At 73.8% G+C, this 22,949-nt stretch carries 15 protein-coding genes, 1 tRNA gene and 3 pseudogenes; 9 read left to right on the top strand and 10 right to left on the bottom strand.

The window, feature by feature from the left end; genetic code table 11:
- Positions 1-18: 18 nt before the first annotated feature.
- Entirely contained in the window at positions 19-1,425 is a 1,407-nt protein-coding gene (locus ACFPBZ_RS01370) for a DUF6194 family protein (RefSeq protein ID WP_378034177.1), read from the bottom strand.
- A 62-nt stretch (positions 1,426-1,487) separates the two neighbouring features.
- Between ACFPBZ_RS01370 and ACFPBZ_RS01365 the strand changes: the two genes are divergently transcribed.
- Complete coding sequence (locus tag ACFPBZ_RS01365; RefSeq protein ID WP_378034176.1) at positions 1,488-2,228, top strand: MerR family transcriptional regulator; 741 nt, start codon at positions 1,488-1,490, stop codon at positions 2,226-2,228.
- 56 nt (positions 2,229-2,284) lie between these two features.
- A complete protein-coding gene (locus ACFPBZ_RS01360; protein WP_465251503.1) occupies positions 2,285-4,177 on the top strand; it encodes a propionyl-CoA synthetase in 1,893 nt (630 codons plus the stop codon).
- Between the two features lie 52 nt (positions 4,178-4,229).
- On the opposite strand, the gene ACFPBZ_RS01355 is transcribed toward ACFPBZ_RS01360, so the two are convergent.
- The 5 genes from ACFPBZ_RS01355 to ACFPBZ_RS01335 all read right to left on the bottom strand — a co-directional run bounded on the left by ACFPBZ_RS01355 (position 4,230) and on the right by ACFPBZ_RS01335 (position 9,138).
- Positions 4,230-4,409, bottom strand: a complete 180-nt coding sequence (locus ACFPBZ_RS01355; protein WP_378034175.1) for a YbdD/YjiX family protein — start codon at positions 4,407-4,409, stop codon at positions 4,230-4,232.
- On the bottom strand, positions 4,409-6,670 hold the full coding sequence (locus ACFPBZ_RS01350; protein ID WP_378034174.1) for a carbon starvation CstA family protein: 2,262 nt from the start codon (positions 6,668-6,670) through the stop codon (positions 4,409-4,411). The genes ACFPBZ_RS01355 and ACFPBZ_RS01350 overlap by 1 nt, the downstream gene beginning before the upstream one ends.
- A 59-nt stretch (positions 6,671-6,729) precedes the next feature.
- Positions 6,730-7,629 (bottom strand): transglycosylase SLT domain-containing protein, encoded by a 900-nt coding sequence (locus ACFPBZ_RS01345; RefSeq protein WP_378034173.1) that lies wholly within the window; start codon positions 7,627-7,629, stop codon positions 6,730-6,732.
- A gap of 403 nt (positions 7,630-8,032) precedes the next feature.
- A complete protein-coding gene (locus ACFPBZ_RS01340; RefSeq protein ID WP_378034172.1) occupies positions 8,033-8,980 on the bottom strand; it encodes an alpha/beta hydrolase in 948 nt (315 codons plus the stop codon).
- Positions 8,981-9,064: 84 nt separating this feature from the next.
- A tRNA-Gly gene (locus ACFPBZ_RS01335) sits at positions 9,065-9,138 on the bottom strand.
- 255 nt (positions 9,139-9,393) lie between these two features.
- On the opposite strand from ACFPBZ_RS01335, the gene ACFPBZ_RS01330 reads away from it, so the two are divergent.
- The 3 genes from ACFPBZ_RS01330 (at position 9,394) to ACFPBZ_RS01320 (ending at position 12,352) form a co-directional block, all read left to right on the top strand.
- Positions 9,394-10,014: a hypothetical protein gene (locus ACFPBZ_RS01330; protein ID WP_378034171.1), complete on the top strand. Its 621-nt coding sequence runs from the start codon at positions 9,394-9,396 to the stop codon at positions 10,012-10,014.
- Between the two features lie 164 nt (positions 10,015-10,178).
- Entirely contained in the window at positions 10,179-11,939 is a 1,761-nt protein-coding gene (locus tag ACFPBZ_RS01325) for a diguanylate cyclase domain-containing protein (RefSeq protein ID WP_378034170.1), read from the top strand.
- Positions 11,940-11,992: 53 nt separating this feature from the next.
- Positions 11,993-12,352 (top strand): nuclear transport factor 2 family protein, encoded by a 360-nt coding sequence (locus ACFPBZ_RS01320; RefSeq protein ID WP_378034169.1) that lies wholly within the window; start codon positions 11,993-11,995, stop codon positions 12,350-12,352.
- Positions 12,353-12,359: 7 nt separating this feature from the next.
- Here ACFPBZ_RS01320 and dcd (ACFPBZ_RS01315) read toward each other — a convergent pair.
- From dcd (ACFPBZ_RS01315) to ACFPBZ_RS01300, 4 genes and pseudogenes are all read right to left on the bottom strand, one after another.
- A pseudogene (dcd, locus tag ACFPBZ_RS01315) lies at positions 12,360-12,644 on the bottom strand (dCTP deaminase); the annotation flags it as partial.
- A 249-nt stretch (positions 12,645-12,893) separates the two neighbouring features.
- Positions 12,894-13,421, bottom strand: a pseudogene (locus ACFPBZ_RS01310) (hypothetical protein); the annotation flags it as partial.
- A gap of 261 nt (positions 13,422-13,682) precedes the next feature.
- Positions 13,683-13,988 (bottom strand): annotated as a pseudogene (gene dcd / locus ACFPBZ_RS01305) (dCTP deaminase); the annotation flags it as partial.
- A 176-nt stretch (positions 13,989-14,164) separates the two neighbouring features.
- Positions 14,165-16,636, bottom strand: a complete 2,472-nt coding sequence (locus ACFPBZ_RS01300; RefSeq protein ID WP_378034168.1) for a (Fe-S)-binding protein — start codon at positions 16,634-16,636, stop codon at positions 14,165-14,167.
- A gap of 470 nt (positions 16,637-17,106) precedes the next feature.
- On the opposite strand from ACFPBZ_RS01300, the gene ACFPBZ_RS01295 reads away from it, so the two are divergent.
- Genes ACFPBZ_RS01295 through ACFPBZ_RS01280 form a run of 4 tightly spaced genes read left to right on the top strand, consistent with a single transcriptional unit; the run spans position 17,107 to position 22,946 of the window.
- A complete protein-coding gene (locus tag ACFPBZ_RS01295; protein WP_378034167.1) occupies positions 17,107-17,385 on the top strand; it encodes a hypothetical protein in 279 nt (92 codons plus the stop codon).
- A gap of 5 nt (positions 17,386-17,390) precedes the next feature.
- Positions 17,391-18,092: a hypothetical protein gene (locus ACFPBZ_RS01290; protein ID WP_378034166.1), complete on the top strand. Its 702-nt coding sequence runs from the start codon at positions 17,391-17,393 to the stop codon at positions 18,090-18,092.
- A complete protein-coding gene (locus ACFPBZ_RS01285) occupies positions 18,073-21,096 on the top strand; it encodes an ATP-binding protein (RefSeq protein WP_378034165.1) in 3,024 nt (1,007 codons plus the stop codon). Before ACFPBZ_RS01290 ends, ACFPBZ_RS01285 begins: the two co-directional genes overlap by 20 nt.
- Positions 21,093-22,946 carry an MFS transporter gene (locus ACFPBZ_RS01280; RefSeq protein ID WP_378034164.1) on the top strand — a complete coding sequence of 618 codons (1,854 nt, stop codon included), beginning with the start codon at positions 21,093-21,095 and terminating at the stop codon, positions 22,944-22,946. Before ACFPBZ_RS01285 ends, ACFPBZ_RS01280 begins: the two co-directional genes overlap by 4 nt.
- Positions 22,947-22,949: the final 3 nt, after the last annotated feature.

The raw sequence follows: 22,949 nt of genomic DNA, 5'->3' as shown, positions 1-22,949 counted from the left end.
ATCACGGCCTGAGCGGCATCACGGGCCGAGCCGCCGCGCCAGGGCCAGACGGGCCAGCCGGTCGATCTCCCCCCACCGCGCGGCGCCCGGGTTCAGCACCGCCACCCAGCCCTGCGCGGCGTACACCGGGTGCGGCAGGAACCGGTCGAGCTCGGCCGGGTCGGCCGGCCCGGGCATCTCGTCGCGGCCCACGGCGAGGTTGAGCCGGAAGACGCCGGGCCGGTCGAGCCGCGAGGTCTCGTCGTGCCCGGGGTAGTCGCCGACGACGATCGTCGCGAAGGGCAGGCGGTCGTCGGGATCGGCGTAGAAGAACCAGTCGCCGTGCGCGACGGCCGGGGCGCCGGCGGCCTCGTCCGCCCGCAGGTGGGTCACCCCGGGCAGGGCGAGCAGGAACGCGGCGAGGTCGAGGACCGTCGGGTCCTCCGGCTCGTCGGGACCGGGCACCTCGGCCGGGCCGGCGACGTGGACGTACTCCTCGTCGCCGACCGCCGCGACGATCGCGCCGGCCGACGCCCAGGACCAGGCGCGGTCGGGGTCGCCCGGGTCCCAGGTGCTGCGGGCGAGCCGGAGGTGCCCGTCGTGGGCCAGGACGACGGTCGGTCCCCGACGATGCTCGCGGGCACGGATCGCGAGCAGGTTCCGGGCCATCTCGGCGTCGCGGACCCCGAGCATCCTGGAGACCCGCGCCCCCTCGGTGGCGCCCGTCCGGGCCGCCGCGGCGTGGTAGCGCAGGAGCCCGAGCGCGGTCCGCCCGTGCAGCTCCGCGACCTCCCAGGCGGGCCGGGACGTCGCCCCGACGAGGCGCGGGGCCTCGGCGTGGAGGAGGGAGACGAGGTCGTCGGCCACGGCGCGCAGGGCGACGGCGCCCGCGGTGGCGCCCACCGACCGGGACGCGTCGACCTGGGCGTCCCAGGTGGCCCACGGCTCGTCCGGCCCGAGCAGACGGTCGAGCTCGGCCGCGTCGGTCCCCACGGCGTCGAGCTCCGCGGCGAGGTAGCTGTGGAGGTGCTCGAGGTACGGCCGGGGGCTCGGGGCGGTCACGTCGGTGGGCAGGTCCATCCCGTGCACCGCGACCCGGTCGGCCGGCGGGAGCTCGTCGTTGCGCACCCGCAGGCCCGCCACCAGCTCGCGCACCCCCGGCCGCCCGCCGAAGCCGTGGCTGATGCCGGCGACGAGCACGTCGTCGAGGCGGCCCGGTCCACCGCGCACCCAGGCGTCGAGTGCGAGCGTGGCGACGGCGTCGCTCTCCAGCACCACCGACCGCACGCCGTCGGGGACCAGGGCGGCGAGCACCCGGGACCAGAGGGCGGGGAAGGCCGGTTCGTCGTGGGTCGGTTCCCCCAGCCCGACGATGCCGGGGAGGGCGGGGCGGGCGCGGAGGTCGGAGACGACGGCATCCGCGGCGGCACGGATCGAGGTGGCCATGCCCCTCGACCGTACCGTTGAACAACCGAGTGAAGTTCGGGGAGCGACGAGCAGGGAGTCCGGTGCCGGGAACCTCAACCGCGAGTCGGCTGCGTCCGGTCGACCTGGCGCGGGAGCACGGCCTGTCCGCGCAGGCGGTCCGCACCTACGAGCGCGACGGCGTGCTCCCGCCCGCGACCCGGACCCCCGGCGGGCACCGGGCCTACACGGCCGTCCACGCCCGCGCCCTGCGCGCCTTCCTCGCGCTCGTCCCCGCCCACGGCCACGCCGCGGCCCGCGAGATCCTGCGCGCGGTCGGGGCGGGTGACGTCGAGGGCGCGCTGCGCGTGGTCGACGCCGGGCACGACCGGCTGCGGCGCGACCGCGCGACCCTCGACGCGGTGGCCGCCGCCGCGGGCCTGCTGATCGGGTCCCCGCCCGTGCTCGACCGGGCCCTCCCGGTGGATGGAGCCCTCTCGGTGGGGGAGCTCGCCCGCCGCCTCGGGGTGGTGCCCGCGACGCTGCGCGCCTGGGAGCGGGCGGACGTCCTCGCCCCGGTGCGCGACCGGTCCGGGCAGCGCCGCTACGCCCCCGACGACGTCCGCGACGCCGAGCTCGCCCACCTGCTGCGCCGCGGCGGGGAACCGCTGGGGCGCATCGCGGTCGTCGTCGGGCAGGTCCGGCGCGCCGGCGGCACCGAGGAGCTCGCGGCCTCCCTCACGGCCTGGCGGGAGCGGCTGACCGCCCGGGGGCGGGCCATGCTGCGCGGCGCCGGAGCGCTGGCCGCGTACCTGGAGGCGCTGCCTGGGGAACATCCCCCATGACGAACGTCCGCTCGGTCGGGTGCGCCACGTCACCCGAGATGGCAACCTCGCGGACCATGAGCGGCGAGTACCAGCAGGCCTACGAACGCAGCATGACCGACCCGGACGGCTTCTGGCGCGAGGCCGCCGCGCTGATCGACTGGGAGCGCGAGCCCGAGACGATCATGGACTCCTCGGCGCTGCCGTTCTCCCGCTGGTTCGGCGGCGGCGAGCTCAACACCTGTCACAACGCCCTCGACCGGCACGTCGACGCGGGCCGGGGCGACCAGCCGGCCCTCATCCACGACTCGCCGGTCACCGAGAGCGTCACCACGTTCACCTACACCGAGCTGCGGGACCTCGTCGCGCGCTTCGCGGGGGTCCTGCGCTCGGTGGGCGTCGGCAAGGGCGACCGCGTCGTCATCTACATGCCGATGGTCCCCGAGGCCGTCATCGCGATGCTCGCCTGCGCGCGGCTCGGCGCGGTGCACAGCGTCGTCTTCGGCGGGTTCGCCGCCCGCGAGCTCGCCGTACGCATCGACGACGCCCGGCCCTCGGCCATCGTCTCCGCGTCCTGCGGCATCGAGGGCAAGCGGGTCATCGAGTACAAGCCGCTGCTCGACAAGGCGATCGACCTCGCCGAGCACGACCCCGGCCGCTCGATCGTGCTCCAGCGCCCGCAGTTCCAGGGGGAGATGACCGACCGCGACGTCGACTGGGCCGAGGCGATGAGCACCGCCGAGCCCACCGAGTGCGTCCCCGTGGCGGCCACCGACCCGCTCTACGTCCTCTACACCTCCGGCACCACGGGCAAGCCCAAGGGCGTCCAGCGCGACAACGGCGGCCACGCGGTGGCGCTGCGCTGGTCGATGGAGGCGATCTACGACATCCACCCGGGCGAGACGTTCTTCTGCGCCTCCGACGTCGGGTGGGTGGTCGGGCACTCCTACATCGTCTACGCGCCCCTGCTCACCGGGGCGACGACCGTGCTCTACGAGGGCAAGCCGATCGGCACCCCCGACGCCGGCCAGTTCTGGCGCGTCATCGCCCAGCACGGGGTGAAGGCCCTGTTCACCGCGCCCACCGCGTTCCGGGGGATCAAGAAGGAGGACCCCGACGCCGCGCTCCTGGCCGAGTACGACCTCTCAGGCTTCGAGACCCTCTTCCTCGCCGGCGAGCGCCTCGACCCCGAGACCTACCACTGGGCCACCGAGAAGCTCGGCGTCCCGGTGATCGACCACTGGTGGCAGACCGAGACCGGCTGGGCCATCGCGGCCAACCCGCGGGGCCTCGAGCCGCTCGAGATCAAGCCCGGCTCCCCGTCGGTCCCGGTCCCGGGCTACCAGGTGGAGATCCTCGACGTCGACGGCTCGCCGCTGCCCGCCGGGGAGGAGGGGGCGATCGTCATCAAGCTGCCCCTGCCGCCGGCCTGCCTGCAGACCCTGTGGGACGACGACGAGCGGTTCCGCGAGTCGTACATGTCCCGGTACGAGGGCTACTACCTCACCGGCGACGGCGGCTACATCGACGCCGACGGCTACGTCTTCGTCATGGGCCGCACCGACGACGTCATCAACGTCGCCGGCCACCGCCTGTCCACCGGCTCGATGGAGGAGGTCCTCGCGGGCCACCCCGACGTCGCCGAGTGCGCCGTGATCGGGGTGAACGACCAGATGAAGGGCCAGGTGCCCCGCGGCTTCGTCGTGCTCAAGGCGGGGGTCACCCGCGGCGAGGACGAGATCGGCCCCGAGCTGGTCGCGCTGGTCCGCTCCGAGGTGGGAGCGGTCGCGTCGTTCAAGAACGTCGCCGTGGTCCCGGCGCTGCCGAAGACCCGCTCGGGCAAGGTGCTGCGCAAGACGATGCGCCAGATCGCCGACGGCGAGGACGCCATGGTGCCCTCGACGATCGACGACGCCTCGGTGCTCGACACGCTGCGCCCGGTCCTGGAGAAGGGCCCGGCGGGTGGCTGACGCCTTGTGAGCACTGATCCGTGTCCAGACACGGATCAGTGCTCACGGGCTGTCAGCAGCACCTCCCCTGCGGGTTCGTCTCCTGGGCGTCGACGCGGGCGCGCCAGAACTCGCGCTCGCCCATCGGCGGGTGGGTGTGGCCCCGGCGGTGGTGCGACTCGACGTAGCGCTCGTAGGCGTCCGCGCCGATCACGCCGCGCCACCACCAGCGCAGCCCCCGCCAGGGCCCCATCAGTGGCCCGCTCGCGTGGGCGCGCCGACCTCGGCCACCCACCGCTTCTCCAGCTCCTTCTCCGAGGGCTGCGAGACCAGGCCGGACGGGGCGTAGAGCCGCGAGGGCACCGGGTCGTCCTCGAAATCGGGCCGGCCGCCCTCGCGCAGGGAGCGGATCGCGGCGACCGCGGCCGCGACGATCACCACCAGCGCGAGGACGAGGAACAGGATCGAGAGCGTCCCCTGGATGAAGGTGTTCCGGACGACCGCCTCCATCGCCGCGGGCGTCCGCGCGGCGCCCATGCTCGTGCGGCCCGCGGCCAGGGCCTCCCGGTAGGCGGAGTTCTGCGCCCAGTAGCCCACCGCGGGCACCGAGGAGAAGATCTTGTAGAGCGAGGCCGTGACCGTGATGACGGTGACCGCGACGAGGGGAACCAGCACGATCCACAGCGCGCCCACCGACCCGCGCCGGGCCACGATCGCCAGGCAGACCGCGAGCGCGATGGCCGCGAGCAGCTGGTTCGCGATCCCGAACAGCGGGAAGAGCGTGTTGATCCCGCCCAGGGGGTCGGTCACGCCCATGATCAAGATACCGCCCCAGGCCCCGCACATGATCAGCGTGCCGATCCAGACCCCGGGTCGCCACGACATGTCCCGGAACCTCGGCACGATGCCGCCCAGCGCGTCCTGGAGCATGAACCGCGCCACCCGGGTCCCGGCGTCGACGGCGGTGAGGATGAACAGCGCCTCGAACATGATCGCGAAGTGGTACCAGAAGCTCATCAGCGCGGCGCCGCCGAACAGCCCGGACAGGATGTTCGCGAGACCCAGCGCGAGGGTCGGCGCGCCGCCGGTCCGCGAGACGATCGTCTGCTCGCCGACCGACTGCGCGGTGCCCGCCAGCAGCTCCGGGCTCACGTTCACTCCGGTCAAGCCGAGCGAGTTGACGAACATCGCCGCCGAGTCGACGGCCCCGCCGGTCATCGCCGCGGGCGAGTTCATGGCGAAGTAGATGCCGCGGTCGATCGAGACCGCGGCCACCAGCGCCATGATCGCGACGAACGACTCCATCAGCATGCCGCCGTAGCCGATGAAGCGCGTCTGCCGCTCCTTCTCGACGAGCTTCGGCGTGGTCCCCGACGAGATCAGCGCGTGGAACCCGGACAGGGCCCCGCAGGCGATCGTCACGAACAGGAACGGGAACAGCGGCCCGGGCACCACCGGGCCGCCCGCGGGGTTGCCGGCGAACTCGCTGACCGCGGGGGCCATGACGTCGGGCCGCACGACGACCACCGCGACGGCCAGCAGCGCGATCGTCCCGATCTTCATGAAGGTGGAGAGGTAGTCGCGCGGGGCGAGCAGCATCCACACCGGCAGCACCGCGGCGATCACGCCGTAGACCACCACGCCCCAGGCGAGCGTCGTCCGGTCGAAGGTGAAGAACTCCGCCGCGCCGCTCTCGGAGATCCAGCCGCCGGCGACGATCGCGAACAGGAGCAGCGCGACGCCGATGACCGAGACCTCGCCGACCTTCCCGGGCCGCAGGTAGCGCAGGTAGAAGCCCATGAACAGCGCGATCGGGATCGTCATCGCCACGGAGAACACGCCCCACGGGCTCTCGCCGAGGGCCTGCACGACGACGAGGGCGAGCACCGCGATCAGGATGATCATGATCGCGAGGGTGGCGACCACGGCCGCCGCCCCGCCGACGCGGCCGAGCTCGTCGCGGGCCATCCCGGCAAGCGAGCGCCCGCCGCGGCGCATGGAGAAGAAGAGCACCAGGTAGTCCTGGACGGCGCCCGCGAGCACCACCCCGACGATGATCCAGATCGTGCCGGGGAGGTAGCCCATCTGGGCGGCGAGCACCGGGCCCACCAGCGGACCGGCGCCGGCGATCGCGGCGAAGTGGTGCCCGTAGAGCACGCGCCGGTCGGTCGGCAGGTAGTCCTGGCCGTTCTCGGAGTGCTCGGCCGGGGTGGCGCGCCGGTCGTCCGGGCGCAGGAGGCGCCGCTCGATGAAGGTCGAGTAGAAGCGGTAGGCGGCGAGGTAGGTGCACACCGCTGCGAAGACGAACCAGATGGCGTTCACGGTCTCGCCGCGCACCAGGGCGAGCATCACCCAGCCGAGGCCACCGACCAGCCCGACCGCCGACCAGGCCGCGATCCGCAGCGGTGTCCACCGCCGCCGCTCGGCCTCCAGGACCTCGTCCTCGACCGCCGTGGGCGGGAGGTCGTCACTCGGGGCGGCCGCGCCGCCGGGACCCGCGGACGTCGTCGTCATGGCGCCTCCCTCTCCGTGAAACGGACAGGAGGAACATACGGGGACGAACCGCCGGGGAACTAGTCCGCGCGACCGAGGCCGTCGTCGGGGAGCTTCGCGCCGCCGTAGCCGATGTAGTTGCCCGAGGAGTTGCGCAGCCCGCCGTCCTGCAGGGCGTCGAGGCCGTGGTTGGCGACCATCGTGCGGATGCCGGCGGTGATGTTGGCGACCGGGTCGAAGATGCCCTTGTCGGCGAGCGAGGGGAGCACGGCGTTGCGGAACGTCGTGTCGATAAGCTGCATGAGGCCCTTCGACGGGGTCCCCGCGGCGGCGTTGGAGTCCCAGTCGTTCACGGCGTTCGCCTTGCCGGTGGACTCGCGCATGATGATCTGCCGGACGCCGGGGGCGAGCTTCTGCGGCAGCCCCAGGAGGCCGAGCGCCTTCGCGATCTGGCCGTTCAGCGTCTTGTCGTTGCCCGCCGCGTAGGGCCGGCCGAACTCGACGGGCCCGTTCTCCCGGGCGACCGAGATGGCCTTCGAGAGGTTCTCGACCCCACCGGACGAGGCCGCCGAGTCGAGCTCCTCCGACGACATCGCGACGGTGGTGACGTCGCTGATGGCCGATCCCGCCGAGCTCGCCGGGCGGGCGGTCGGCCCGTTCTGGGCGGCCAGGGCCATCTCCGCGGAGGAGAGCTGCGTGGTGGCGCCCGAGTCGGCGTCGGCGGTGTGGGTCGTGTCCAGGGTCTGCACGGCGGGGACCACGGCCCCGGCGGCGACGGCCACGACGAGGATCCGGCCCGACGTGGCGGCGGACATCGGGCGCTGCGGGCGCGGGCGGGCCGGGGCCGGGGTCAGGGCGGGGGTGCGGGGGGCGGGCCCGACGACGGCGCGGGCCGTCAGCGCGACGGCCGGGGCCGGGGTGCGGCCGAGACCGGGGCCGGTCGCCCAGGTGCCGGGGAGCGGTGTCCCGTGTCGTGCCATGTAGATCGCCCTTCGCCGCAGGGAACACACGGCGCGGCCGCTGGGGAGCGTGACATCGGCGTGATGTCGTGACCTCGTCGTGATCTGGACCGAGGGAACATAGCGCTGTCGCGCGGCCACGTTCGGCGAGGGTGTTTGAGCAGGCCGCTTCCGGCGACGCCGACGTCCGGAAACGTGTGCGATCGGCGGTCCCGAGGCCCCGGACGGGTGGAACCGGCGGCGCCCGGCGGTGCGTGGCGCCCCGACGAGCGGTCCCGGACCGCCCCCGACCCGGCTCCCGCACGACGAACGGGGGACGAGCGGCCCGCGGCGACCTCCGGGCGACCGGGCCGGGCGTCTCGTCGTGGCCGGGCGCGTCCGAGGGGTCGACCCGCGCATCCGGAGCAGTCCCCTCAGGGACCGCTCAGGTCGCGCTCTCCGCCAGGAGGTCGGCGAGGGCGTCGAGGGCCCGGTCGCCCTCCTCGCGGGCGGCGGTCGAGGCCGCGGCCAGCCCGAAGAAGCCGTGCACCAGCCCCTCGCCGCGCAGCAGCCGCACCGGGACGCCGGCGGCCGCCATCGCCTCGGCGTGCGCCACGCCCTCGTCGCGCAGGGGGTCGAGATCCGCCACGGCCACCACCGCGGGGGCCAGGTCGGCGAGCTCCCCGAGCCGGGCCGCCTCCCCGAGGTTCACCGACGGGTCGCCGTGCCTGGTGGCGTCGGGGAGGTAGCGCGCCCAGAACCAGCGCATGTCGGCCGCAGTGAGGAAGGGCCCGTCGGCGTTCTCGACGACGCTCGGGTGCGCCATCGTGGGGTCGAGCCCCGGGTAGAGGAGCAGCTGCGCCTCGAGGCGGGGGCCCCAGTCCCGGGCGAGCAGGGCGAGCCCCGCGGCCAGTCCCGCGCCCGCCGAGTCGCCGCCGACGACGAGCCGGCCCCCGACGTGCGCCGCGGCCCAGCGCAGCGCCGTGTGCGCGTCCTGCAGCGGCGCGGGGTGCGGGTGCTCGGGCGCGAGCCGGTAGTCGACCGACACCACGGTCGCGCCGAGGTGGCGGCAGACCCGCCGGGCGGCGGCGTCGCCGGTGTCGAGGTCGCCCACCACCCAGCCACCCCCGTGCAGCCAGACCACGGTGACCCCGCGGGAGTGCTCCGGGGCGTAGACGCGCACCGCGACGTCGACCTCGGTGCCGGTGGAGGTGTCGGTGACGACGTCGTCGTGCACCGACGCGACCGGGAGCTCCTGGCTGCCGCGCCGGAGCAGGGCGAGGTCGCGGTAGTTGCGGCGGGCCTCCTCCGGCGTCTCCCGGGTGATCGGCAGCCACCCGTCGGCCTCGAGCTTCTCCAGTGCTACGGCGAGTTCGGGGTCCAGGGCGCTCACGCGATCGGCTCCTGTCGGCACGGACGACGAAGGCCCGCCTCCGGGAGTCCGGCGACGGGCCTGTGCGACCTGTGGTGGGTCGGATGGAGCGAGTGACGGGAATCGAACCCGCATTCTCAGCTTGGGAAGCTGATGTTCTACCACTGAACTACACTCGCCTGCTGCGCCGACCACGATACACGGGGTGCGGCCCGGACGATCGAGGGGCCGGGCGACCGGTGCACAGGGCAACGACATCGATGTAACTCACTCGGATCACGCTGCGGTCTCGGCCGGATATCGGCCGAACCGGTGACGGACCGTCAATCCGATTGCGCCCAAGCGGTACTCCTGGCCCACCCGTCTGTCGGGGCGGGACGACTTCGTGTGTGCTGACGCCGTGGGTGAGGCGACCACCGGGAGGGGGAGCGGCCATGACTCTTCGTGAGCAGTTCGAGGGCGGGGCCGCGAGGCCGGGCCCGGTCGCGCCGGATCTCCTCGTCATCGTCGCCACCGAGGACGACGCGGAGGCACTCGCACCGCTCGGTCGTCCGGTCCACGACGACGCGCCGGTGACGCCGGTGCTCGTGGCCACCGGGCCCGACCCGCTCGAGGTCGACGCGGTCCTCGACGACCTGGCCGCCCCGGCCGGGCGCCTGCTGCTGCTCGACGGCCCGTGTGACAGCTGGGCCGAGGAGGCCGCGCGCCTCGTCGTGCGCCTGGACGCGCTGATCGGTGGGGAGCCCCCGGCCGGCGTCATCGTGCGCGGGGGGTCGGAGGCCGCTCTCGCCGCCGCGCGCTGCGCGGTCGCCGCGGGCGTGCCCCTGCTGCACCTGGCCGTCGAGGTCGGCGACGTCCGCACCGCCGCCACCCAGGCCGCCGTGGCCGAGCTCGCCGCGTGGCAGACCTCGCCGGAGGGCGGCACGGCCCACCCGGCGGAGATCGACCTCCTGGTGCACCGCCGGCTCGCCCCCGCCGCCCCGCGGGCCCGGCACGCCGACCCGACCGTGGTCCGTATGCCGGCCACGCGATCCTCGCGGACCCGCTCGGCCTGAGGCCGACGCGCTAGGCCGTTCGGCCGCTACCTCTGCAACGAGTCGCCCAGTCTCACTGGTAGGCGATCGTCAAACCTGTGACGATTACCCGGGAACGGCTAACGTCATGCCGCCGGCTGGGGATGTCCAGCGACAGGGGAGGCCGGCGCGGAAGGGGGAGGGTGGTGAAACGAGCGCCCAGACTGACCACCGAGGTCCAGCGTCTCGGGGTCACGGTCTCCGTCGCCGCGCTCGTCATCGTCCTGCTCGTCGTCTTCCGGGTGCTCTACAGCGCGGCCGTGACGAGCCCGGCGGAGGAGCGCCTGCAGTCCGGTCTGCTCGCCGTCGAGGACTCCCACCAGGCGATGCTCTCGATGGACTCCTCGCTGCGCGGCTACCTCGCGACCGGCGACCAGTTCTTCCTCGACGAGGCCACCAAGTCCACGCCCGCCCTCGCCACGGCCAACACGCAGATGCTCAACCTGCTCGAGGAGCCGGCGCTGCGGCAGAACGTGCTCGGCCTGGTGCTCGCCCAGCAGCGCTGGCGCACGGAGTGGGCCGACCGCGTGCGCCAGGGCCCGCCGCCCGCCGGGGTCGAGGCGTTCGTCCTGCAGGGCAAGGCGATCTTCGACAACTACCAGAGCCGCAAGAACGAGACCCGGGCCGCGACCCTGGCCGCCGTCGAGGACAACCAGCGGCTCGCGTCGATCAACCAGTGGGCGATCGCCGTGGTGCTCGTGCTGGTGGGTCTCGCGACCCTCGCGATCGCGCTCCGTGGTCGGCGGCGGCTCGAACGGCACGTGGTCGCGCCCGTCGACGGGCTCCTCGCCTCGGTCCGCGGGATCTCCGAGGGCCGGCTGGTGCCGCCCGAACCCGTGGCCGGCTCCGCGGAACTGGTCGCCCTGCGCGACGGCCTCGCCGACATGACCGTCGCCCTGCGCCACCAGCACGAGGAGACGATGGCCCAGGCCGAGCGCCTGCAGGCGCAGACCGACCGCCTGCGCACCATTCTGATCATGACCCGCGAGATCGCGGGATCCCTCAACACCCGCTACGTGGTCGACTCCACCGTGCAGGCCGCGGTCGCCGTCACCGACGGGCGAGTGCTGCTGTGGCTGCTCGACGAGGACGGCTCGGGGCTCGAGCTCGCCTACGACTCCACGCGCGGAGCCGTCGCGCCGCTGGAGCGCCAGTGCAGCCTCGGCGTGGGCGTCGTCGGCCGCTCCGCGCGCTACGGCCAGATCTCGCGCGGCGACCCCGACACCGACGACGAGGCCGCGGTGGCGGTCCCCCTCGTGGTCGGCGCCCGGGTGATCGGGGTGCTGGAGTGCTTCGACGGCACCGAGGGCGAGGTCGACGGCCAGGCGCTGTCCGCGGTGGAGATGCTCGCGACCCTGGCGGGCTCGGCGATCGAGGCGAGCCGCCTGCACGCGGCCACCGAACGGCTGTCCCAGTTCGACCCGCTCACCCAGCTCGCGAACCGCCGCCGGCTCGGCACCGACCTCGACAACGCGGTCGCCAACGCCAAGCGCCACGGCCACCCGATGTCGGTGATCATGCTCGACCTCGACCACTTCAAGGAGCTCAACGACCGCTACGGCCACCAGCAGGGCGACGTCGTCCTGCAGGAGGTGGCCAGCACGCTCCGGGCCTCGATGCGCGACGGCGAGACCGCCTACCGCTACGGCGGCGAGGAGTTCGCGATCCTCATCACCGAGGGCGGTCCCGACGACGCCGCGGCGCTCGCCGAGCGGCTGCGCGAGCGGGTGGAGGCCGACTTCAAGCGCGGCGGACGCCAGCTGGTCACCGCCTCCTTCGGCATCGCGACGCTGCCCGAGCACGCCGGCGACGGCGAGGGGCTCGTCTCCGAGGCGGACCGGGCGCTCTACTCGGCCAAGAACTCCGGCCGCAACCGCGTGCACCGCGCGGGCCAGCTGGTCGGTTAGGGGCGCTCGGCGCTCCTCCCGTGCACGACGACGACCGACAGGAGCCCGACCCGGTGTCGACCACCGACGACCTGATGAACGCCCAGCTGCTCGGTGTGTTCAACGAGCGCGACCCCGAGCGGCGCCGGAAGACGATCGAGGACATCTACGCCCCGGACGTGGTCTTCTCCGGGCCCGGCGAGGCGCCGGTCACCGGGCACGACGAGCTCGACGCCGCGGCCCGGCGCATCCTCGACGGCGCCCCCGACTTCGTGTTCAGCCCCGCCGGGAAGCCCCTCGTCACCGACGACCTCGGCCACCTCGCGTGGAACCTCGGGCCGGAGGGACGGCCGCCGGTGGTGCGGGGCTTCGACGTCGCCCTGGTCCGCGACGGGCTGATCGTGCGCCTCTGGACGTTCCTGCTCCAGGACTGAGCCTCGCTCAGCCCTGGTCCGGGGGCAGGCCGCGTCGGAAGTTCACGTAGGAGCGCGAGGGCGTCGGTCCGCGCTGGTCCTGGTAGCGCGAGCCGTAGACGGCCGAGCCGTAGGGGAACTCGGAGGGCGAGGAGAGCCGGAACAGGCAGAGCTGCCCGACCTTCATGCCCGGCCAGAGCCGGATGGGCAGGTTCGCGACGTTCGAGAGCTCCAGCGTGACGTGCCCGGAGAACCCGGGGTCGATGAAGCCGGCCGTCGAGTGCGTGAGGAGCCCGAGACGGCCGAGGCTGGAGTTGTGCGTCGGGATGAAGCTCCGGCCGGCCAGGAACATGCCGTCCGCGGCGCCCACCTGGATGCACCGGACCGGTCGCGTGGCGACCGGTCGGACGTCGACGACACCGCGGTGGGTGTGGTGACGGCCGGAGGTCTTGAGCCGGGCGATCTTCCGGGGGAGCCGGAAGACCTCGAACCAGGGCGTGAACTTCACCTGGTGGGCCACACCGTGGTCGACGCCGTAGAGGGTGACCCGCTTCTTGCGCTTCTTCGGTCGGAGTCCGAGGCCGGCGGCGAGTTCGAAGACGGCCTCCGACAGCTCCTCCCGCATGTTCACGAACTCGCACCGGCCGAACTCGTCGACGTAGCCGTCGGAGTCCATGAGGCCCTGAAGGAGCGCCAGTCGCTGCCCGATGCTCGCCCGCAGGTATCCGTCCGGGACGTGCTTGTGCCCGAGCAGACCCAGGCGGCGCAACGTGCTCGAGAGGGAGCCGTCGGCGCTGTATCGGCCACCGGCATCGCGGATGCGGCCCTCCCGGCCACGGCTGAGGCCGCCGACGCGGTACGCCACCCGTCCGGAGGACGGCCAGACGTCGTGGCCGATCGCGCGGATCTCCTCGAGGACGTGCTCGTCTCCGTGGCCGCAAGTGACCTCGGCCTTCGTGCTCGTGCCGTCGCCCAGCCACACACCGAGGACGTAGGGATCGATCGGGAGGTCCGCCTCGGGACAGCGCAGCGCGGCGGCCAGGTCGACGTGGTGGTTGATCTCGTCCCGGACGCGCAGGCTGGCGGCCATCTCCTCGGTGGTCACCACCGCCGAGGTGCCGTACCTCTTCCGCGCCGCCTTCGTCGTGGTCCGCCACTGGTGCGAGGCGTCCGCGGTCAGGGTCTCCCCATCGGAGAAGACCACGTCGTAGCAGGGTCGCCCGAGGATCACCTCGGTGGCCGCGACGACGGGACGTGGCTTCCCGTCCGGCCCGTAGACCTCGTCGCCGACCCGGAGCTCGCCCATGGTCGTCCACCCCGAGGGCGTCGGGATCGGCGTGTCGACGGCGAGGGCCTTCCCCTCGAGCCGGCCCGCCACGTCGTCGGGCAGCGTGATGACCTCGTAGGTCGAGCCGAGGACGAACTCGCCCGGGTGCAGCACGAACGCCTCGTCCTGCGGCGGCTCGACCATCCGCGTCAGGTCGTCCTGCTGCAGGGCCGGGTCGATGTGGGTGTAGGCGTGGTTGTTGAACGTGCGGAAGTGCCGGTCGAGGCGCAGGTCCACGCTCGAGGGCTGCAGCAGCGTCTCGTCGAACGGGTCGAGCGCGACGCGGCCGGCCGCGATCTCGGCGCGAATGTCGCGGTCGGAGAGCAGCACGGTCGCACCCTATCGGCGCAACGCGACACGCCGCGTCGCAGGTCATCCGCGGGACCGGGAGGCGCATTCCGGCACTCCGGCAGCGGTCCGGAGGTGCCTGAGGTGCCGCTCGGGGGCGGGAGGGCCCGGACGCACGAAGGGCCCCCCGGCGTACCGGGGGGCCCTTCGGCGGACGACTACTCGGCCGGGTTCTTCACGTTCGCCGAGGTGGCGGTGGTGGCCGGGTCGGAGTCGCCCGGCCCGTCCCCGTCGGCCGGCTGACCGCGCTTGACCGCGGCCAGCAGCATCTGCGAGACGTCCATGACCTCGGTGCCCACGGCCTTGGCCTCGCTCTGGCGCTCGGTCAGACCGTCGGTGAGCATGACGCGGCAGAACGGGCAGCCCGTCGCGATCGTGTCGGTCTCGGTAGAGATGGCCTCGTCGACGCGCTCCATGTTGATGCGCTTGCCGATGTTCTCCTCCATCCACATGCGCGCACCACCGGCGCCGCAGCACAGCGCCCGGTCGGCGTGCCGCGGCATCTCCTTGAGCACCGCACCCGCCGCGGCCACGAGCTCACGCGGCGGCGAGTAGACCTCGTTGTGCCGGCCGAGGTAGCAGGGGTCGTGGTAGGTGACCGTCTTCGGGCCGGTGTGCCCGTTCGACCCGTTGCCGTTGCCGGCGTTCTCGGCCAGCGCGACCGAGGCCGGGGCGGCCTGGTCGGTGGGGTGCCCGTTCGACGAGTGCCCGTCGGCCTTGACCAGCCCGGGCTCGGTGCCGTCCGAGTGCGGCCCCTTGTACTGCAGGTTGGTCGCCGGGTTGATGTCGAGCTTGACGGTGGGGACCGGCGAGGCCTCCGGCGCGACCGGGACGAGCTTCTTCTCCCGCACCAGCTGGTTGAGCAGCTGGGTGTGGTGGACGACCTCGTAGTGGCCGTCGAGCTGCGGATACTCGCGGCCCAGGGTGTTCATGCAGTGCGGGCAGGTGGTGACGATCTTGCGCGTCCCCGGCTCGCGGCCCTCGAAGACGCCGTCGAGCATCTCCTTGGTCTGCATCGCCATCATCTGGAAGAGGAACTCGTTGCCCGAGCGCCGCGCCGGGTCACCGGTGCAGCTCTCCTCCTTGCCGAGCACGACGAAGTCGACGCCCGCGATGTGGAGCAGCTCCGCGGTGGCGCGGACCGTCTTCTTCGCGTTGTCGTCGAAGGCGCCGGCGCAACCGATGAAGAACAGGTACTCGGTGGACGGCGAGAGCTCGCCGTCGAACTCCGGCACCTCGAAGGGCAGATCCTTCGCCCAGTCCATGCGGCTGGAGTTGTTCTGGCCCCAGGGGTTGCCCTTGTTCTCCAGGTTGCGGAAGAGCACCCCGAGCTCGCCGGGGAACTCCGACTCAATCATGACCTGGTTGCGCCGCATGTCGATGATGTGGTCGACGTGCTCGATGTCGACCGGGCACTGCTCGACGCAGGCGCCGCAGGTGGTGCAGGACCAGAGGACCTCGGGGTCGATGACGCCGAGCTGCTGGGCGGTCCCCACGAGGGGCCGCATGGCCTGGATGTCGTCGGTCCCGGTGTGGCGCTCGTAGCCCGACTCCGGCACGCCGTGGCCGCCGTGCTCGTTCTTGGCGAGGCCCGCGTCCCAGTCGATGCCGCCGCCGTCGGGCATGTCCTTGCCGCCGATCATGTACGGCGCCTTCGCGAGCATGTGGTCGCGGAGGTCCATGATCAGCAGCTTCGGGGACAGCGGCTTGCCGGTGTTCCACGCGGGGCACTGCGACTGGCAGCGGCCGCACTCGGTGCACGTCTCGAAGTCGAGCATGCCCTTCCACGTGAAGTCCTCGATCTTGCCGCGACCGAACGAGGCCTCCTCGGGCGGGTCCTCGAAGTCGATCGGCTTGCCGTCGTACTCGATGGGCTGCAGCGGGCCCAGGGCCTTCGGCAGGCGCTTCGCGGCGACGTTGATCGGGGCGATGAAGATGTGGAGGTGCTTGGAGTAGAGCACCTGCACCAGGAAGACCAGGGCCACGCCGATGTGGAGCAGCAGGAACACGGTCTCGAGGACGAACAGCGTCGTCGCGGACAGGCCGGTGAACAGCTGGCCGACGGCGATCGAGACCCAGGCGCCCGACTCGTAGGGCAGGTTGCCGGCGGCCGACGAGGTGCCGCGGAAGGCGAACAGCGTCCAGACGACGTTGAAGATCAGGAACAGCACGATCCAGGCGCCGGAGGTGTGGGAGCCGTAGAAGCGCGACGAGCGCTCCCGGCGCTCCGGGTCCTGGCGAACGCGCAGGATGCCGAACGTGATGATCGAGAGCAGCACCATCACGGCGATGAAGTCCTGGAGGAAGCCCAGGATCGGCGAGCGCCCGATCAGCGGGATGTGGAAGTCCTCGACGAACAGCGCGCCGTAGGCCTCGATGTAGACCGTCAGCAGGATGACGAAGCCCCACATCGTGAAGAGGTGGGCGACACCGGGTACCGACCAGCGCAGCAGCTTGCGCTGCCCCGCGACCTCGACGATCTGGGTGCGCAGGCGGGCGCCGAGGCCCTCCGAACGCTTGGCGTCGGGCTGGCCCGACTTGATGAGCGTGAAGAGCCAGTAGGCGCGGCGAGCGGCGATCACCCCCACGGCGAGGGTGAGGGCGAGGCCCAGGATCAATCGGACGAGCACTGTTCGACCTCCCAGTGGACCTCTGCGCGGAGGCAGGGTCGACAACGTCGTACGGCCTCGCGGCGCGCGGGGTGTGGTGGTGCGCGCCGGAGCCGGATCAACCGGACTGTAACGGCTGGTCGCGACGGCGTCCCGATGAGGCCGCTGAGGCACTACTCACCGGTAACCACCACCTGCGCGATCTGGACGGGCCCCGTCACTCCGTGGTGGGCCGCTGGAACGTCCGGACGAACATCCCCCGCCGGATACCGCGCGCCGCCGCACGCATCTGCGCGGACCACGCCACGATGTCGGACGATCGTCGGGGACGACGGAGCAGTGCGGCGCCGGACCGTGATCAGTGCGTGGCCGGGAGGTCGCACGCTGCCACCGTCGGGGGTACCGCAGTCCCCCGCCCGACGTGTTTACTCGACCGGTCGAGACACCGGCGATGAGCAGACGACCGCGATCCGCCCAGGAGGAACCACGCCATGATCGTCCCGACCCTGGGGGCTCACCTCGTGGATTCCCAGATCATGGCGCAGGGCCTCGGCACGAACGGGCTGCAGGGCTGGATCCGTGACAACATCGTGCCGCTGCTGTTGCTCGGCATCGCCGTGATCATGCTGTGGATCGGCGGCCGCGGCGACAACGCGGGCGTCGCCCGCCGGGGCGTGGGCCTGCTCGTGGGCCTCGTCGCCCTGGGCATCGCGGTGTCGGGCAACGGTCCGGCGGTCGGGCAGTTCCTGGCTCAGTTGATCACGGGGTGACGCGGGTGCAGATCCGCACCGACGACGACGTGTACCGGGTCGACGCCGTCTGGCTCGGCCCCCCGCGGGCGACCTTCCCCTGGCGCGCCCGCTACTCCAGCTACGGCGTCGGGCTGATCGTCATGATCATCGTGATGTTCGTGCAGCGGCGTCTCGGGATCCAGATCGGCTTCTTCTCGGTGGCCTGGGCGCTGCTGATCACGGTGGCCGTGGTGCGGTTCGTCAGCAAGCGGATCAACGAGGACCGGCCGCTGCTCGAGTGGCTGACGCTGTTCTTCCACGAGCTCCGCGGGCCGCGCCGGCGCACCCGTGGCGCCGGGAGCACCGTCGGCACCGGGCACGTGGCGATCGCGGCGTCCCGCCCGCGGGCCGCGCTCCCGCCGGGCCGCTCCGACCCGCACGCGACGGTGGCCGTCCGGGACCGCCGCCGCGCCGTTCCCGACGACCGCCCCTCCCGCCCCCGCCGCCGCGGGCGCCGCTCCTGGACCATCCGCGAGGGCGCTCCCCCGGCCGCGACCCCCGCCCCGGCCCCCGCCCCGGCGGGACCTGCCGCCGACCCCGACGGGGTGGTACGCGTCGCCGCCCGCCGCGCCGACCGGCCCGCGAAGGCGCCCCGCCGCCCCCGCACCCGCCCGGTGGCGGAGCCCCGCCGCTACGGCCCGAGCGCCCGGGACGAGGAGGCCGACGGTGCGTCGGGGCGCGTCTGACACGGGATGGGGCCGCCCCCCGAAGGGCCGCCCCTGGGCCGGGGACACCGCCGACGGCGAGACCGGTGACGCGGCCGGATGGGGCACCTTCCCCGGCGGCCTGCCCGCGACGCCGGCCGAGGTCGTGCCGGTCGACCGCCCCGCCCCGGCGGGCACCGACGAGGACGACGACGACCCGCGCGAGGCGACCCGACCTCCTCGTCGGGCCGGGCGCGGTCGGCGTGGCCGGGCGCTCGCGGGCTCCGGGTCGGCCCCGGACTACCGCTCCTCGATCGCGCTGCGCTCCATCGACGGCAACGTCGCGCGGACCGGGTCGACGGTCACGGCCTGGTACCGGCTCGCCGCGCAGCCGTGGAGCTTCCGGTCGGACCCCCAGCGCGAGTCGCTGATCCGGCGCATCGCCAATCAGCTCGGTGAGCTGCAGGGCCGCTGGGTGCACCTGCGGGTCACCAGCCGGCCCTTCCCGGTCGCGCGCTGGGCCGAGGCCTTCGACGAGAACTCGCCGGGCCGGCTGCCCGACGTCGACCGCGCGCTGTCGTGGGAGGAGTTCGTCACCGGCGAGCAGCACCACCTGATGGGCCTGTCGATGGCCGACAAGGAGGTGTTCCTCGGGGTCGAGGTCTCCGGGCGCTCCATGGTCGACCGGTGGCTCGAGACGGCGGCACCGGTGCTGCACCGGCTGATGCCGAGCGCGGCGAGCGCCGAGCTGACGGCGCTGGAGACCGAGATCGCGCACGTCGACGCCCTCGTCGGCGGGGCGGGCCTCGACGGCACGCCGTGCACCGCCGAGGACATGGCGTGGCTGATGCACCGCTCGTGCGCGCTGGGCCTGCCCGCGCCGCAGCACGTGCACGCCGAGGCGGGCGTGGCCTGGGAGCCCGAGGACCTGGCGGCGTTCACCGACGGCGTGTCGATGCACCAGGAGCCCTACGCCCCGACGGTGCAGGTGGAGGGCCGCCAGGGGCTGCACCCGGTGTCGCGGCACGTCGCGGTGCTCTCGGTGGGCCTCATGGACTCGCTGCGCATCCCCGAGGCCGACGACCCGTGGATGCAGCGCTCCGACCGCCTGCCGTTCCCGGTGGAGTGGTCGGCCCGGATCTACGTGCGGCGCCCGGAGGAGGTGTCGGGCGAGCTGCAGCGCCAGATGGGCAAGGTGCGCAGCCAGATCCGGCACTACACGCACGACCACGACCTCGACCCCCCGATGTCCCTGGAGCGCCAGGCCGACCGGGTGCTGCAGATCGAGGACGAGCTCTCCGGCGGGCTCACGCAGCTCAACACGCGGGTCTACGGGTGGTGGCGCGTCGCGGTGTCGGGCCGCGACGAGGCCGAGGCGCTGACCCGCGCCCAGCAGCTGCTCGACCTCTACCGCCCGCAGGTGGCGCTCGAGCACCCCGAGGCGCAGTACGCCTACGCCCGCGAGTTCATCCCCGGCGAGCCGCTGGCCTCGACGGCCTACCGGCGCCGCGGGTCGGTGACCTGGGTGGCCGCGGGCGTCCCGGCGGCCTCGGCGAGCGTCGGCGACCGGCGCGGGGTGCTGCTCGGCGAGACCTGCACCGCGACGCGGCGTCCGGTGGCGTGGGACCCGTGGATGGCCCAGGAGGTCCGGCGGGCGTCGGGCCTCACCGCGGTGGTCGGCGGCCTGGGCTCCGGCAAGTCGTTCCTCACCGGGCTCATGGTCTACAAGACCCTGCGGGCGGGGGCGCGGTGGACGGTCCTCGACCCGTCGGGCCCGCTGGCCGCCCTGACCCGGCTGCCCGAGCTCGCCCCGTTCTCCCGGCACATCCACCTGCTCGGGGCCGACCCCGGCATCCTCAACCCGTACCGCGTGGTCGCCGAGCCGCGCCGCGACCACTTCCTCGACGAGGACGACCCGGAGAAGGCGTGGCGCCGGGAGCGGTCGCTGGCGGCCGCGACCCGCCGCCGGCTCGTCCTCGACGTGCTGACCGGCCTGCTGCCCTACGACGTCGCGCGGCTGCCGCACACCCGGATCGTGCTGCTCCGCGCGGTGCGCGAGGTCGGCGGCGGCCAGCACCGCGACCCGGGCCAGGTCATCGCCACCCTGCGCCGGCACGCCCGCGAGGGCGAGGACCACGCCGACGTCGTCGCCGACTTCCTCGAGGAGCGCCGCGAGCTGCCGCAGGCCGCGCTGCTGTTCCCCGAGCGCAGCCTCGACCCGGCCGACCCCCGCGGGCCGGACGACTCGCCCGTGGGCGACCCCGCGATCCTCGACGAGGACTACCGCCTGACGGTCCTGACGATGCAGGGGATGTCGCTGCCCCGGCCCGGCAGCCCGCGCGAGGAGTGGACCGACGGCGAGTCGCTGGCCGTGGAGCTGCTGAACCTGGCGTCCTGGCTGACCCAGCGGACCGTCTACACCGCCGACCGCGACCTGCGGAAGGGCGTCGCGCTCGACGAGACCCACTTCCTGTCCCAGATCCCCACCGGCAAGGTCCTCATCGACCGGCTGGCCCGCGACTCGCGCAAGTTCAACGTCCGCGCGCTGTTCGCCTCCCAGCTGGCCGGCGACCTGCTGCGGGTGCCGGGCTTCGCGTCCCTGGTCGACGCGGTCTTCGTCGGGCGGACCGACGACGCCGAGGCCCAGGCGGAGGCGCTGCGGCTGCTGCGGGTGCCCACCGACGTCGGCTACGAGGAGATGCTCGGCACCCTCTCGCCCCGGCCCAGCGCCGGGCGTGGCGGCGGCGACCACGACGACCGTCCCGACGACACCCCGCGCCAGTTCGTGTTCTCCGACGGGCACGGCGGCGTGGAGAAGATCCGGGTCGACCTCGAGGGCGGGCACCTCGCGCACCTGCGCGCCGCGCTCGACACCAACCCCGACGCCCGGCGCGCGCACCTGCCGCCCGCGCCGCGGGTGTCGGCGCCCGCCGCCCGCACCCCGCTCGAGGAGGAGCCGGCGACGCCGCTGCCGGGCGGCTCCACCCCCCTGGTCGACGACGTCCCGGCCGCCCGCACCCCCGACCGCGGCGGGGGCGACGAGTGATCGTCGTCCTCGGCATCGTCGTGGCGGCACTGGTGGTGGGCTGGCGGAAGGGACGTCCCGGACGCCGGGGCACGACCGCGCCGTCGCCGCGCTCGCGCCGGCTGCGCGCCCTGCTCGTCGTCGGCTCGCTGGTCGGCGGGCTGGTCCTCGTCGGCGGCACGGCGTCGGCGCAGGCGTTCGACTGCAAGGCCCCGCCCGACCCCGACCGGCCGGGCACGGGCCTCGTCGGGTCGCTCGACCCCGCGCCGATCGGCGTCGGCGTCCCGGGCAGCGTCTACGACGAGGTCGGCTACGCGGGGCAGGTGTGGTGGACCTACGACCTGGGCTGCGGGCCCGGCGGCGCCCGCGACCCCGCGGCGGCCACCGACACCTGGCTGGGCAACCAGGCCTTCAACGTCGCCAAGCTCGTCGTCGGCGGCGTCAACTGGGCGCACTACCTGATCGCCCGCGGCTCCAGCCTGCTCACCCCGCTCGACTCCGTGATCCAGACCGGGACGCGGGCGATGTACGAGGCCGTGTTCACCACGTGGGTCGGGATCGCACTGGCGGCCCTGGCGGCGATCATGCTGGTGCTCGCCATGCGGGGCGACCTCTCCCAGCAGGCCCGCCGCGGCCTCGTCGCGGTGCTCGCGCTCGGGCTCGCCGGGGCGGCCTACGCGGCGCCGATCCAGTGGTCCCGCGCGCTCGACGGCGTGCTGCTCGACGGGGTCACGGCGATGCAGCAGGGCTTCCTGCGCCAGGTGGGGGTGGGCGACCAGAACACCCTGCCGACGGTGCTGACCGACCAGATCGTCTACTCCAACTGGCTGCGCGGGGAGTTCGGGTCGGCCGACGTGCCGCAGGCCCGCGACCTCGGCCGCCCGCTGCTCGAGGCCCAGACGTTCTCCAAGGTCGAGGTGGCCACGGGGCAGGACGGCCAGGCGCAGGCCGACGCGAAGAAGCAGCAGTTCACCCAGGTGGCGGGCCAGGTCGGCGACCGCTACTCCTACTTCCAGGGCCGGTCGGGCTCGCGGGTCGGCGCCGGGGTCCTCGCGCTGGTCCAGGCGGCCTGCATCGCCCTCTTCCAGCTAATGAGCAAGGTGCTCGTGCTGGTCTCGATGCTCATGATCCGGCTGCTCGTGATGGTGGCCCCGGCCCTCGCCGTGGTGGCCCTGCTGCGCCCCGAGGTGCTGCCGGCGATGCTGCGCGTGGGCGGCGCGGCGCTGGTCAACACCCTGCTGGTGGGCGCGCTCGCGGGTCTGCACTCGCTGCTCGTGATCTCGCTCTTCCGGCCCGGCTCCGGGGTCGACACCTGGCTCGCGCTGCTGGTCACCGGCGTGGTCACGGTGATCCTCTGGGCGGTGTCGCGGCCGTTCCGGCGGCTGGCGTCGATGGTGTCGCTGACCCGTGAGCAGGTGAGCGGGGTACTGCCCGCCAGCGGCTCCGGCGCGGTCGGGCGGGCGCTGGGACGGCTGGGCGGGCAGGGCGGGCAGGCCGGGCGCGACGACTCCTGGTGGGGCGAGCGGGCGCAGCGGCACTCGTCCGGGATGCGGATCCGCCCGGAGGAGAGCGACCCGGTGACCGACCGGGCGGCGCGCGGCCGCCGCACGGTCCGCGTGGAGTCCGAGGTGGTGCGGCCCGGCACCGGCTCCGGCTCTGGCACCGGCACTGGGGGCGTGCCGCGCCGCGAGATCGACGCCGCCCGCCCGGCGCTGCCCGCGGGGTCCCCGCGCGTGGAGGTCGACGGGGCGCCCTCGCAGCGCATCTACCGGCCGTCGTCCCGCCCCCGCCCGGTAGCCGACGGTCCCGTGATCGAGGGCCGGGTGCTGGAGAGCCGGACCCGGGTGACCCCGCCGCGGGACGAGGGCTGACCC

It is taken from the genome of Actinomycetospora atypica, from assembly GCF_042653685.1.
In the GTDB taxonomy this organism is placed as follows: domain Bacteria; phylum Actinomycetota; class Actinomycetes; order Mycobacteriales; family Pseudonocardiaceae; genus Actinomycetospora; species Actinomycetospora atypica.
Note: the sequence above shows the minus strand (reverse complement) of the source record. Positions and strands in the feature narration are given on the sequence as shown.